At 71.2% G+C, this 12,686-nt stretch carries 10 protein-coding genes and 1 pseudogene; 6 read left to right on the forward strand and 5 right to left on the reverse strand.

The window, feature by feature from the left end:
* Positions 1–184: 184 nt before the first annotated feature.
* The 3 genes from AC3WRN_RS05225 to AC3WRN_RS05235 are packed head-to-tail and all read right to left on the reverse strand — an operon-like array spanning position 185 to position 3,112.
* The gene (locus AC3WRN_RS05225) at positions 185–1,135 is read right to left on the reverse strand and encodes a GNAT family N-acetyltransferase (protein ID WP_492622176.1); all 951 of its coding nucleotides are present in this window, start codon (positions 1,133–1,135) and stop codon (positions 185–187) included.
* The gene (locus AC3WRN_RS05230; protein WP_068091000.1) at positions 1,132–2,325 is read right to left on the reverse strand and encodes a cupin domain-containing protein; all 1,194 of its coding nucleotides are present in this window, start codon (positions 2,323–2,325) and stop codon (positions 1,132–1,134) included. Before AC3WRN_RS05230 ends, AC3WRN_RS05225 begins: the two co-directional genes overlap by 4 nt.
* A gap of 34 nt (positions 2,326–2,359) precedes the next feature.
* Positions 2,360–3,112, reverse strand: a complete 753-nt coding sequence (locus AC3WRN_RS05235) for a sulfite exporter TauE/SafE family protein (RefSeq protein ID WP_068090998.1) — start codon at positions 3,110–3,112, stop codon at positions 2,360–2,362.
* 167 nt (positions 3,113–3,279) lie between these two features.
* On the opposite strand from AC3WRN_RS05235, the gene AC3WRN_RS05240 reads away from it, so the two are divergent.
* The 3 genes and pseudogenes from AC3WRN_RS05240 to AC3WRN_RS05250 all read left to right on the forward strand — a co-directional run bounded on the left by AC3WRN_RS05240 (position 3,280) and on the right by AC3WRN_RS05250 (position 7,575).
* Positions 3,280–5,079, forward strand: coding sequence for an assimilatory sulfite reductase (NADPH) flavoprotein subunit (locus tag AC3WRN_RS05240; RefSeq protein WP_492622177.1), 1,800 nt, complete (start codon positions 3,280–3,282; stop codon positions 5,077–5,079).
* Between the two features lie 76 nt (positions 5,080–5,155).
* Positions 5,156–6,856, forward strand: a pseudogene (gene cysI, locus AC3WRN_RS05245) (assimilatory sulfite reductase (NADPH) hemoprotein subunit); the annotation flags it as partial.
* The gene (locus AC3WRN_RS05250; RefSeq protein WP_492622178.1) at positions 6,853–7,575 is read left to right on the forward strand and encodes a phosphoadenylyl-sulfate reductase; all 723 of its coding nucleotides are present in this window, start codon (positions 6,853–6,855) and stop codon (positions 7,573–7,575) included. The pseudogene cysI and the gene AC3WRN_RS05250, both read left to right, overlap by 4 nt.
* Before the next feature lie 59 nt (positions 7,576–7,634).
* Here AC3WRN_RS05250 and AC3WRN_RS05255 read toward each other — a convergent pair whose 3' ends face one another.
* Positions 7,635–8,630, reverse strand: coding sequence for a LysR substrate-binding domain-containing protein (locus AC3WRN_RS05255; protein WP_492622267.1), 996 nt, complete (start codon positions 8,628–8,630; stop codon positions 7,635–7,637).
* A gap of 321 nt (positions 8,631–8,951) precedes the next feature.
* Between AC3WRN_RS05255 and cysG the strand changes: the two genes are divergently transcribed.
* A complete protein-coding gene (gene cysG / locus AC3WRN_RS05260; protein WP_492622179.1) occupies positions 8,952–10,421 on the forward strand; it encodes a siroheme synthase CysG in 1,470 nt (489 codons plus the stop codon).
* A gap of 69 nt (positions 10,422–10,490) precedes the next feature.
* Positions 10,491–11,429 carry a cysteine synthase A gene (cysK, locus tag AC3WRN_RS05265; protein ID WP_492622180.1) on the forward strand — a complete coding sequence of 313 codons (939 nt, stop codon included), beginning with the start codon at positions 10,491–10,493 and terminating at the stop codon, positions 11,427–11,429.
* A gap of 6 nt (positions 11,430–11,435) precedes the next feature.
* On the opposite strand, the gene AC3WRN_RS05270 is transcribed toward cysK, so the two are convergent.
* Positions 11,436–11,861 carry a winged helix-turn-helix transcriptional regulator gene (locus tag AC3WRN_RS05270; protein WP_492622181.1) on the reverse strand — a complete coding sequence of 142 codons (426 nt, stop codon included), beginning with the start codon at positions 11,859–11,861 and terminating at the stop codon, positions 11,436–11,438.
* A gap of 185 nt (positions 11,862–12,046) precedes the next feature.
* Between AC3WRN_RS05270 and gstA the strand changes: the two genes are divergently transcribed.
* Entirely contained in the window at positions 12,047–12,667 is a 621-nt protein-coding gene (gstA, locus tag AC3WRN_RS05275; RefSeq protein WP_492622182.1) for a glutathione transferase GstA, read from the forward strand.
* The last annotated feature ends 19 nt before the right edge of the window (positions 12,668–12,686 follow it).

Consider the following 12,686-nt stretch of genomic DNA (forward strand, 5'->3'; position numbering starts at 1 on the left):
GAGAATCCCGACGATTATAGCCTTTGGCTGCTGCGACGCGGCAACCCGCGGGCCGCCCGGAACGGGCTGTTGGCGGGCATTTCGACGATGGTCTAAGGCACGTTTCGCCGCAGGTTGCGGTTTCATGCGGGTTTGCCACGCGGGTCGGCGTCGCCCGGGGGAAAGGGGCGGCGGTCCAGCCGGCTCAGAGATCCACCGATTGCAGCACACTGGCGCGCTCGGAGCGCTCCCAGACCTCATCGAAATGCTGCTGCAGCGGCACCTGGGCCGGACGGTCGAGGCGGGAGGCGCGGCCTTGCACGCGGTCCGCCTCGGGCAGGAACAGATAGCCGCCGGTGTCGTTGAGCAGACAGGCCGAGGCATAGGCCAGATCGGCCTCCTCCACCGGCGTGCGGATCTGGATCGCACTGGACAGGCGCTGCGCCAGCGCGATCAGGCGGTGGTCGTCGCGCTGGGCCGCGGCCGCGTCGTGCAGCAGGATGCGGATCTGCGCGGCGCGGCCGGAGGTCGCGATGCGCCGCAACTCGGCCAGTTCCTCCGTGCTGGCGTAGCAGTCGCTCTCCAGCAGCGGCAGGCGGATGGAGAGCCGGTGGCGGGCGTCGCCGAGCAGCAGCAGGCGCGCGGCGGCGATCTCGCTGCGGCTGCCGGTGGGCAGGGCGATGCCGTCGCGCGGCGGCTCCCGCAGGCCGGCAGCCGCGGGCAGTTCGAGACGCATGGCCCGGTGCGGCCGGCCGGCGTCCTCGAACTCGTCGCCGAATGCGGTGAAACCCTGGCGTTCGTAGAAGCCGATCGCGCCGACCTGGGCATCCAGCGCCACCTGCGGCCAGCCCAGCGCGCGGGCGCGGGCGACCAGTTCGCGCAGCAGCGCCATGCCGACGCCGCGACCGCGCCACGCCGGCAGCACCGCCATGCGGCCGATCTTGTGCTGCGGCGTGAGCCGGCCGCAGCCGATCGGCTGGCCGGCCTCGTCGCGCGCCAGCACGTGCCAGCAGTCCGCATCCAGTCCGTCGCGCTCGCGCTGCTCGGGCACCCCCTGTTCCCGGATGAACACGACCTCGCGCAGATCGAGCAGGGCGCTGCGCTGGTCGGTGCGCGACCAGTCGGCGGGCTCGACGTGGAAGTCCTGCAGTTTCATCGGCGGCGGGGTTTGCGCGGCAGCAGGTGGCCGTCGTTGACCAGGGCCAGCAGCAGGGCGCGCTCGGTGGCATCGAGCCTGCGCGCGACGGTGGGCGCGCGCTGCTCGCACAGCTGCTGCGCCAGCGCCGGCGTGGCCGGGTATGCCTGCCCGTTGGCATACAGCGTGCAGCCGGACTTGCCGCGGCTCCAGGCGAACCGCGACCACGGGTGGCGCAGCAACTGCGCGCCGGCATCGAGCTGCTTCGCCAGCGCGGCGTCGGTCAGCGGCCTGTCCGGTGCCGCCGGCGCCTGCGCGCTGCGGTAGCGGGTGATGAAGCGGCCGAACCAGTCGCGCAGCAGCTCCTCGCGCAGGGCGGCGGCAAACGGCAGCGCGTCCTTCAGCCGCTCGATCGCGGCGCGGTCGATCTCGCCGGTGGCGGTGGCCGGCCTGAGGTCCGGATCGGCATAGCGCAATTCCTCCGGCAGGCGCTCGGCGATGTAGTCGGCCAGGTCGCCGGTCAGCTCGGCCTGGGAGGGCGCGCGCATGCCCACCGAGAACGTCATGCAGGGGCCGCCGAAGGCGACGCCGTCGTGCGGCACGCCCGGCGGCAGGTACAGCATGTCGCCCGGCTCCAGCAGCCATTCGTGGGTCGGCTCGAAATGCACCAGCTGCTTAAGCTCCACGTCGGGACGGAACGCCTTCGGCGCCAGCGGGTCGTCGCTGATCGCCCAGTGGCGCTGGCCCAGGCCCTGCAGCAGGAACACGTCGTACTGGTCGACGTGGGCGCCGACGCCGCCGCCCGGCTCGGCGTAGGAGACCATCACGTCGTCCACGCGCCAGCTCGGCAGGAAGCGGAAATGTTGCAGCAGGCCGGCCACGTCCGCGTCCCACTTGTCGACATCCTGCACCAGCAGGGTCCAATGACTGTCGGGGGTACCGGCGAAGTCGGCCTCGTCGAGCGGGCCCGATTTGACCTGCCAGCGGTCGCGCTTCTCGTCGTGCACGATCAGCCGCGCCAGCGCGGCCGGCTCGCAGGCCAGGCCGGCCAGGTCGTCCGGCTGCAGCGGCGGCTGGAAATCCGGGAAGGCGTTGCGGACCAGCAGCGGCCGCTTCTGCCAGTAATCGCGCAGGAAACGCGCGGGCGGCATGCCCAGGGGCTGTTTCGCGGAGCCGCGGACTTCGATCGGAAAGGGGGCTGGCTTGGTCATGCGCGCATTGTAGCGGCGACCGGCAGGGGCGATGTCAGTGCAGCGCCTTCACCACGGTGTTGAGCCCCAGCACCAGCACCGCGGTGGCGGCCAGCAACGTTGCGGCCCGTGCCGGCATGTGCCGGACGAGCAGGGCGCCCAGCGGCGCGGCGGTCACGCCCCCGACGATCAGGCCGAGCACGGCCACGCCGTTGGTGGCGCCGACGTGCAGCAGGAAGCTGACGCTGGCGGCGGCGCTGACCACGCACTTGGCCAGGTGCACGGTGCCGATCACCGTGCGCGGCGTGGCGCCGCGGGCGACCAGGGTGGTCACGGTCAGGGCGCTCCAGCCGCCGCCGGCCACGGCATCGGCGAAACCGGCCACCAGCCCCAGCGGGCGGGCCGCGCGCGGCACCACGTCGTCATGGCTGCGGTCGCCCCGGGTCGCCCGCCGCAGCAGGAACACGCCCATGCCAAGCATGTAGGGGGTGAGCAGCAGCCGCATCCAGCTTGCCGGGACATGGGTGACCACGTAGACACCGATCACGGCGCCGATCACGCCGGGGATGGCCAGCGTCCAGAACAGCCGCCGCCGCACGTTGCCGGCCGCCAGATGGCTGAGGCCGGAGGCGCCGCAGGTGAAGGTCTCGGCGTAGTGCACGCTGGCGCTGGCCACGGCCGGCGGCAACCCCAGCCCAAGCAGCATCGCCGCGGAGACGACGCCGTAAGCCATGCCCAGCGCGCCGTCGACCAGTTGGGCGAACGCGCCCACGGCAGCGAAGGTGAGGAATTCGGAAAGCGGGGGCATGGCAGGAGACATCCGTGCGCGATGCAAAAGTGTAGCAAGTATCGGAAGCGGCCTCATGGCGCGGAAATAAGCTCTCGGCATATGCACATGCCGACACATCCTTTCCAAGAAGGGCGTCCGGAAAATATTTTTCACATCGAGAGTTTGGACGTCCAAATGGAGTCATCGTGAATACCGTCGCCGTGCCGAACCTTCCAGCGCCGAGCCTGGATGCGGAAAAGCTGACCAGGCTGATCCGCGAGCTGGAGAGCCTGACGGCGGCCCAGCTGTACTGGATCGCCGCGTGGAGCGCGGCGCAGGCGGCGCAGGCGCCGCAGGACATCCCCGTCGCGGTCGCCGGGCGGACCGCCGAGCGGCTGAGCATCGTCTACGGCAGCCAGACCGGCAACGCGAAGCGCATCGCCGAGCAGCTGGCCAGCCGGGGCGAGGCGGCCGGCCTGCCGGTGCGGCTGTTGCGTGCCGATGCCTACCCGCAGCGCGAGCTGGCGCAGGAACGCCACCTGCTCGTGGTGATCAGCACCCAGGGCGACGGCGAACCGCCGGACGACGCGCGCGGCCTGTTCGAGTTCATCAGCGGCAAGCGCGCCCCGAAGCTGCCGGCGCTGCAGTTCGCCGTGCTGGGGTTGGGCGATTCGAGCTACCCGCAGTTCTGCACGATCGGGCGCCAGCTCGACGCGCGGCTGGCCGAGCTGGGCGGCAGCCGCATCGCCGCCTTCGGCGAGGCGGACGTGGAACTCGAGGCGGTGGCCGGGCCGTGGGTGGAGCAGGCGCTGGAACAGGCGCGGGAGCGGCTGCGGCAGGCCGGCGCACCGGTGCGGGCGACCCCGCTGCACGTCGTGCCCAGCCGCAGCGCTTGGTCGCGCGAGCAGCCGTTCCAGGCCGCGGTGCTGGCCAACCAGCGCATCGTGGCGCGCGACAGTGCGCGCGACGTGCGGCATGTCGAGCTGTCGCTGGAAGGCTCCGGCCTGCGCTACCAGCCCGGCGACGCGCTGGGCGTGTGGCCGCGCAATCCGCCCGCGCTGGTGGCACAGTGGCTGGAGGTGCTGCAGCTCGATGGCGCGGTCGAGGTGAGCCATCAGGGCCGCGCGTTGCCGTTGCGGCAATGGCTGGAGGGCGAGCGCGAGATCACCCGGCTCCATCGTGGCTTCATCGCCGCGCTGGCGACCGCCGGCGGCCACGACGAACTGGCCGGGCTGCTGCAGCCGGAGCGGTCGGCGCAGCTGGCCGCGGTGCTCGCCGGCGACCAGCCGATCGACTTGCTGCGCCGCTACCCGGCCGCCTGGCAGCCCGAGGCGCTGCTGTCCGCGCTGCGGCCGCTGGCGCCGCGGCTGTATTCGATCGCCTCCAGTGCGAAGGCGGTGGGCGAGGAGGTGCACCTGACCCTGGCCGTGGTCGATTACGAGGCGCACGGCAGCACGCACTGGGGCGCGGCCTCCTCGTTCCTCGCCGCGGCCGCCGAGGACGGCAGGCTGCCGGTGTTCATCGAGCCGAACGAGCGTTTCCGCCTGCCGGCCGACGGCTCGCGCGACATCATCATGATCGGCCCCGGCACCGGCGTGGCGCCGTTCCGCGCGTTCGTGCAGGAGCGGCGCGAAAGCGGCGCCGCGGGCCGCAACTGGCTGTTCTTCGGCAACCGCCACTTCGCCAGCGACTTCCTCTACCAGGTGGAGTGGCAGCAGGCGCTGCAGGACGGTTCGCTGCACCGGCTCGACCTGGCGTTTTCCCGCGACTCCGAGCAAAAAACCTACGTCCAGCAGCGCTTGCGCGAGCGTGGCGCCGAGCTGTACGCGTGGCTGCAGGGCGGCGCGCATGTCTACGTCTGCGGCGACTCCACGCACATGGCCCGCGACGTGCATGCCGCGCTGGTCGACGTGATCGCCGCCCACGGCCACCGTTCCGCCGAGGAGGCGCAGGCCTGGCTCGGCGATCTCCTGCAACAGGGCCGCTACGCCCGTGACGTGTACTGAGATTTATTTCTGCGCTCATCCGTGAACGCGAGAGTCAAGAAGCGGCCATCCATGGCCGCACTCTTCAGAAAAGCACCCCATGACCTCTCAGCTCGAACATATCAAGGCGGCCAGCCGCCATCTGCGCGGCACCATCGCCGAGGGCCTGGCCGACCCGGTCACCGGCGCGATCGGCGACGACGACACCAAGCTGCTGAAGTTCCACGGCAGCTACCAGCAGGACGACCGCGACCTGCGCGAGGAGCGCCGCCGGCAGAAGCTGGAGCCGGCGTACTCGTTCATGCTGCGCGCGCGCCTGCCTGGCGGCGTGGTGACGCCGGCGCAGTGGCTGGTGTTCGACCGCATCGCCCGCGAGCATGCCAACGGCACGCTGCGCATCACCACGCGGCAGACCTTCCAGTGGCACGGCATCATCAAGCGTCGGCTGAAGCCGACCATCGCGGCGATCCACGAGGCGCTGGCCACCACCATCGCCGCCTGCGGCGACGTGGTGCGCAACGTGGTCAGCACGGCGAATCCGGTGGAATCGGCCGCGCACGCCGAGGCGTATGCCTGGGCGACGCGGCTCTCCGCCGAACTGGCGCCGAAGACGCACGCCTATCACGAGATCTGGCTGGACGGCGAGAAGCTGCATGGCGGCGCTCGCCCCGTGGAAGAGCATGAGCCGCTGTACGGCGCCACCTACCTGCCGCGCAAGTTCAAGATCGGCCTGGCGATCCCGCCGCTCAACGACGTCGACGTGTTCGCCCAGGACCTGGGCCTGATCGCGATCGCCGAGCAGGGCGTGCTGCGCGGCTTCAACATCGCCGTCGGCGGCGGCATGGGCGCGACCCATGGCGACGCCACCACCTATCCGCGGCTGGCCAGCGTGATCGGCTTCGTCACGCCTGAACAATTGTTCGGCGTGGCCGAGGCGGCGATCGGCGTGCAGCGCGACTGGGGCGACCGCGCCGAACGCAAGCACGCGCGGCTGAAGTACACGCTCGACCGGCACGGCCTGGACGCGTTCAAGGCCGAACTGGAATCGCGCCTTGGGTACGCGCTTGCCGCGCCGCGCGCGTACCGCTTCGAACACAACGGTGACCGCTACGGCTGGGTCGAGGGCGGCGACGGCCGCTGGCATCTTACCCTGCATATCGAATCCGGCCGGCTCGCCGACACCGGCGAACGGCGCTGGCTCACCGGCCTGCGCGAGCTGGCGAAGGCGCATGCCGGCGACTTCCGCCTGACCTGCAACCAGAACGTGATCGTGGCCAACGTCGCGGCGGGCGAGCGCGAGCGCATCGACGCGATCGTGCGCGAGCACGGCCTGGACGGCTACCGCCGGCAGAGCGCGATCCGCCGCCACGCGATCGCCTGCGTGGCACTGCCCACCTGCGGCTTGGCGATGGCCGAGAGCGAACGCTACCTGCCGGCGCTGCTGCCGAAACTGGAGGCGCGGCTCGACCATCACGGCCTCGCCGACGCGCCGATCCTGCTGCGCCTGTCCGGCTGCCCGAACGGCTGCTCGCGGCCGTACCTCGGCGAGATCGCCCTGGTCGGGCGCGGGCCGGGGCGCTACGACCTGCGCCTGGGCGCCGACTTCAGCGGCCAGCGGCTGAACCAGGTCTACCGCGAGAACGTGGACGAGGCGGCGATCCTCGCCGCACTCGATCCGCTGTTCGCGCGCTACGCCGCCGAGCGCACGGACGGCGAGGGCTTCGGCGATTTCCTGCTGCGCGCCGGCATCCTCGCGCCGCTGCCGTCGCGGCGCATTCCGGCGGAGCTGGTCGCGTGAGCGCGGCGCTGCTCGAGCAGGCGCCGCACGAGCCGCGGGCGCTGGCCGAATTGAACGCCGTGCTGTCCCGGCTCGATGCCGAACGCCGGGTGGCGTGGGCGCTGGAAAACGTCGCCGGCGAGCACGTGCTGTCGTCCAGCTTCGGCGCGCAGTCGGCGGTCTCGCTGCACCTGGTGACGCGGCAGCGGCCGCAGCTGCCGGTGGTGCTGATCGACACCGGCTACCTGTTTCCCGAGACGTATCGCTTCGTCGACGAGTTGACCGGGCGGCTTGGGCTGAACCTCAAGGTATACAGCTCGCCGCTCAGCCCCGCCTGGATGGAGGCGCGCCACGGGCGGCTGTGGGAGCAGGGCGTGGCCGGGCTCGACCGCTACAACCGGTTGCGCAAGGTCGAGCCGATGCAGCGCGCGCTGGCCGACCTGCACGCGGTGGGTTGGTTCGCCGGCCTGCGCCGCGGGCAATCGAGGAGCCGGGCGGCGATCGAGTTCGCCGGGATCCGCAACGGCCGCTGGAAATTCCACCCGCTGGCCGACTGGAGCGATCGCGACATCGGCCAGTACCTCGCGCGCCACGGCCTGCCCTACCACCCGCTGTGGCAGCAGGGCTACGTCTCGATCGGCGACAGCCACACCAGCCATCGCTGGGAGCCGGGCATGGACGTCGAGGACACCCGTTTCTTCGGGCTCAAGCGCGAATGCGGACTGCACAGCCTCGCGTAGGCTCGCCGCCCCGAACCCGCCGGCATCCCCATCCGGCGCGGCGGGATGCCGATCAGGCTTCAGGCCGCATCGGGCAGCGCCGCGGGCGAACGCTCGCGCCAGTGCGGCACCGCCGACCACTCGGCCGGCACGGTATCGGCGGCGAGCGCACGCACCACGTCGCGGCGGTCCAGGTGCGGCGCGAATTGCGAGATGAACTCCAGCACGTATTCGCGCAGCACGCTCTCGCGGCGCAGCACGATCCAGGTCGTGCACTGGGGGAACAGATGGTCGGCCGGCAGCGCGTGCAGGTCGGTATCGCTTTCCAGCATCGCCATCTCGGCCAGCACGCCGACGCCCAGGCCGGTGCGCACGTAGGTCTTGATCAGGTCGGCGTCGCCGGCGGTCATCGCGATCTGCGGGCGCAGGTCGACGGCCTCGAACGCGCGCCGCAGCGACGAGTCGGCCTTCAGCGAGGAGTCGTAGCTGACCAGCGGCAGGGCGGCCAGCTCGTCGAGCGTGGGCGGCTGCCCGCGTGCGCCCAGCGGATGCCCATGCGGCGTCACGATCACCCGGTGCCAGCGGTAGGCCGGCAGCGCGATGCCCGTGGCCGGCGGCGCGCCGGCCGTGCTGATCACCGCCAGGTCGACGCGGCCGGCCTCCAGCTGGGCCAGTACTTCGCTGTCGCGGCCCGGCTGCAGGTGCACGCTGACCTGCGGATAGCTCTGGCTCAGCGCGCCGATCGCGGTGGGCAGGGCGAAGCGGGCCTGGGTGTGGGTGGTGGCGATGCGCAGCTCACCGTGCGCCTCGTTGCGCAGGTTGGCGGCGATCGAGCGGATGTTGGCCACCTCGGCGAGGATGGTGCGGGCGCGTTCGAGCACGTGGCGGCCGGCATGGGTCACCGCGTCCAGGCTCTTGCCCTTGCGCACGAACAGCTGGAAGCCCAGCTCGTCCTCAAGCTGCTTGAGTCGCTTGCTCAGGCCGGGTTGGGTGGCGTGGACGCGCTCGGCGGCCAGCGTGATGTTGAGGCCGGAGTCGGCGATGGCAACGAGGTAGCGTAATTGGGTCAGCGTCATGGCGATGGTCTCGTGGGCGGTCGGGATCGTGGGATCGGGGCGCGGACGGAACACGGATACATCGCATGGCGCGAGCCAGCATCGTGCGTGGAGCCTGGGCACAGGCGGTCGGCCAGGGGTTGCGGGCGGGTTCGTGCTGGTTGGAAAGGGAAATCATGATTGGACGTCTATACGTCTATTTTTATAAATGGTCAAGTGCGGCGTGGTCCGGCATGCGTCATAACGCGGCGGCATATCGGCGGAAGCGCAAATCATTTGCCGGGGCGGTGACGGCTGCGTAGCGTGGCTTCGCCCTCCCTTGCGCAACGCGGTTCCACCCGAATGAAGCTCTATCCCCTGTTCGCCGACCTGTCCCGCCGTGCCGTGCTGGTGGTGGGCGGCGGCACGGTAGCCGAGCGCAAGGTGGCGGCCCTGCTCGGCGCGCAGGCGCAGGTCACGGTGAACGCGCCCACGCTCACGCCGCAACTGCAGCGCTGGGCGGCGGCGGGGCGCATCGCCCACCGTCCCGATGCGTTCCGCGAGGCCTGGCTGGAACGGGTCTGGCTGGTGGTAGCCGCCACCTCCGACGCCGAACTGAACCGGCTGATCGCCACCTTCGCCGAATTGCGGCGGATCTTCGTCAACGTGGTCGACGATGCGGCGCTGTCGAGCTTCCACGTGCCGGCGGTGGTGGACCGCGCGCCGCTGACCATCGCGATCTCCAGCGGCGGCGAGGCGCCGATGCTGGCACGGCTGCTGCGCGAACGGCTGGAAACCCTGCTCGACCATTCGCTGGGCGCGCTGGCCACGCTGGCGGCGCGCCTGCGCCGGCGCATCCGCCTGCGCCATCCGCAGCCGGCGGCGCGGCGCGGCTTCTACGAGGCACTGTTCGCCGGCCCGGTCGCCGCGCTGCTGCGCCAGGGCCGGCCGGACGAGGCGTGGCGGGCGGCCGAACAGGCGCTGGCGGCGCCGTCGCCCGCGCGGGCGGGCTCGGTGGTGCTGGTCGGCGCCGGCCCCGGCGATCCGGGCCTGCTGACCCTGCGCGCGCTGCGTGCGCTGAACGAGGCGGACGTGATCCTGCATGACCGGCTGGTCAGCCCCGAGGTGCTGGAACTGGCCCGGCGCGACGCCGAGCGGATCGAGGTCGGCAAGCAGGCCGGCCACCACCACACCACCCAGGACGGCATCCACGCGCTGCTGCTGCGGCATGCGCGGGCCGGGAAGCGGGTGGTGCGGCTGAAGGGCGGCGACCCGTTCGTGTTCGGCCGCGGCGGCGAGGAACTGGAGTTCCTGCGCGCGCACGACATTCCGTATGAAGTGGTGCCCGGCATCACCGCGGCGGTGGCTTGCGCGGCCCATGCAGGCGTTCCGCTGACCCATCGCGACCACGCGCAGTCGGTGCGTTTCGTCACCGCGCACTGCCAATCCTCGCACGACAGCCTGGACTGGGCCGCGTTGGCGCAGGAGCGGCAGACCCTGGCCGTCTACATGGGCGTGGCCGGGCTGGGCGAGCTGCAGGCCCGGCTGATCGGGCATGGCCGCGCCCCGTCGACGCCGTTCGCCCTGGTCGAGAACGGTTCGCGCCCGGAGCAACGGGTGGTCACCGGCACCCTGGCCAACCTGGCCGAACGGGCCGTGGTTCACGGGGTGCGTTCGCCAGCCTTGCTGATCCTGGGCGAAGTGGCGTCGCTGGCCACTTCGCTGGCCTGGTTCGGGGCGCCGCCGCTGGGTGCCGCGGTACGGGACATCTGCCCCGCGCGCGCGGCCGCCCCGGTCGCCACCGACGTGCTGGCGGCGGTGCACCGCGCCTGACAGTAGTTTCACCTGGGCGCGAGCATGCTTTCGCGACCGCTTTTTCACCCTGCCAGCCGGAGCCTTCCCGTGATCCACGACAGCATCCTCGACACCATCGGCAACACCCCGATCATCCGGCTCCATCGCCTCGCCCCGAAGCACGTCGAGTTGTACGTGAAGGTGGAGGCGTTCAACCCCGCCGGCTCGGTGAAGGACCGGCTCGCCCTGGCGATCATCCTCGACGCCGAACAGCGTGGCGTTCTGAAACCCGGCCAGACCGTGATCGAGGCCACCTCGGGCAACACCGGCGTGGCGTTGGCGGCGATCTGCGCGGCGCGCGGCTACCCGTTCGTGGCGGTGATGTCGGACACGTTCTCGCTCGAGCGGCGCAAGCTGATCCGCGCCTACGGCGGCAGGGTGGTGCTCACGCCAGGCGCCGCGCGCGGCACCGGCATGGTGGCGAAGGCGGTGGAGCTGGCGCAAAAACACGGCTGGTTCTTCACCAACCAGTTCGAGAACCCAGCCAACCCGGCCTATCACCGGCAGACCACCGCGCCGGAGATCCTGCGCGACTTCGCCGGCCGCCGGCTGGACTACTTCGTCACCGGCTGGGGCACCGGCGGCACGCTCACCGGCGTGGGCGAAGTGCTGAAAGTGGCGCGGCCGGAAGTGAAGATCATCGCCAGCGAGCCGACCGGCGCGGCGCTGCTCTCCGGCAAGGAATGGCAGCCGCACAAGATCCAGGGCTGGACGCCGGACTTCGTGCCAGCCGTGCTGAACCCCAAGGTGGTCGACCGCATCGTGCCGGTCGACGACGTGCTGGCCCGCGATACCTCGCGCGTGCTGGCGCAGCAGGAAGGCATCTTCACCGGCATTTCCTCCGGCGCCACGCTGGCCGCGGCGCTGCACGTCGCCGCGGAGGCACCCGAAGGCTCGGTGCTGCTGGCGATGCTGCCGGATACCGGCGAGCGCTATCTGTCGACGTTCCTGTTCGAGGGGGTCAACGAGGGTTCGGACGAAGTCTGAGCGCGGTCATGGGCCGGTCGCCCGAGCTTGCCGGCGGCCGGCCGGAACCGTTCCGCGTGCGGCGGCGGGTGCGCGTTTCGACGCTCCCGCTTCCCATTCCGCGATCAGTTTCTGGCCCACGCTGGCCAGCGCCCGGATCGCCGGCAGCAGCTCGCGGCCGAGCGGCGTGAGCGCGTACTCGGCCGACGGCGGCGAGGTGTCGAGCACGCACCGCGTCACCAGCCCGCGCGATTCCAGCTCGCGCAGCCGCGCGCTCAGCACGCGCGCGGAGATGCGCGGGATGTCGTGGCGCAGTTCGCCGAAGCGGCGCGGTTCGGCGCTCAGGTACCACACCACGTTCGGCGCCCACGCGCCGCGCAGCAGCGCCAGGCTCTCGGTGAGCGGGCAGGCCGGCGGTGCGGTGACCTTGCTCTTGCGTACGGGCAGGCCCATCGGGATTCCATCGGAGAGTGCGGTAACCGGAGGGATACTACATTTTCCCGCTAACCGATGGTTAGGTGGTATCCATGGGTAACCATGATGGCTAGCATGCCGCCATCGCTGTGTCGCGTGCAGGCAGCCGCCTCGCGCGGCCGCAGCGGTGGTTCTTCCCCACGCCCCCAACACGGAGAAAATACATGAAGCTTTATTACTCGCCGGGCGCCTGCTCGTTGTCGCCGCACATCGTGGCGCTGGAAGCCGGCATCGCGCTGCCGCTGGAAAAGGTCGACGGCAAGGCCAAGCGCACCGAGGGCGGCGCGGATTTCTGGCAGGTCAACCCGAAGGGCTACGTGCCGGCGCTGGTGCTGGACAACGACGAACTGCTGACCGAAGGCCCGGCGATCGTGCAGTACCTGGCCGACCTCAAGCCCGAGAGCGGCCTGGCGCCGGCCAACGGCACGCTGGCGCGCTACCGCCTGCAGGAGATGCTGGGCTACATCAACTCCGAGATCCACAAGAGCTACAGCCCGCTGTTCAAGCCGGACACGCCCGAGGCCACCCGCGCCGAGCGCAAGGCATACCTCAAGCGCCGGTACCAGTTCATCGAGGACGTGCTGGCGAAGCAGTCGTACCTGCTGGGCGACCATTTCACCGCCGCCGACGCGTACCTGTTCACCGTCACCAATTGGGCGAAGCCCGTGGAGCTGGATCTGTCGGGCTTCCCGGCGCTGCTGGCGTTCCAGAAGCGCGTGGCCGCACGTCCTGCCGTGCAAGCGGCGATGGAGGCGGAAGGGCTGGTGAAGAAGGCCCTCGCCTGATACGCAGCGGGCCGCGCGG

This window comes from Rhodanobacter sp. FW101-FHT13A11, from assembly GCF_058790335.1.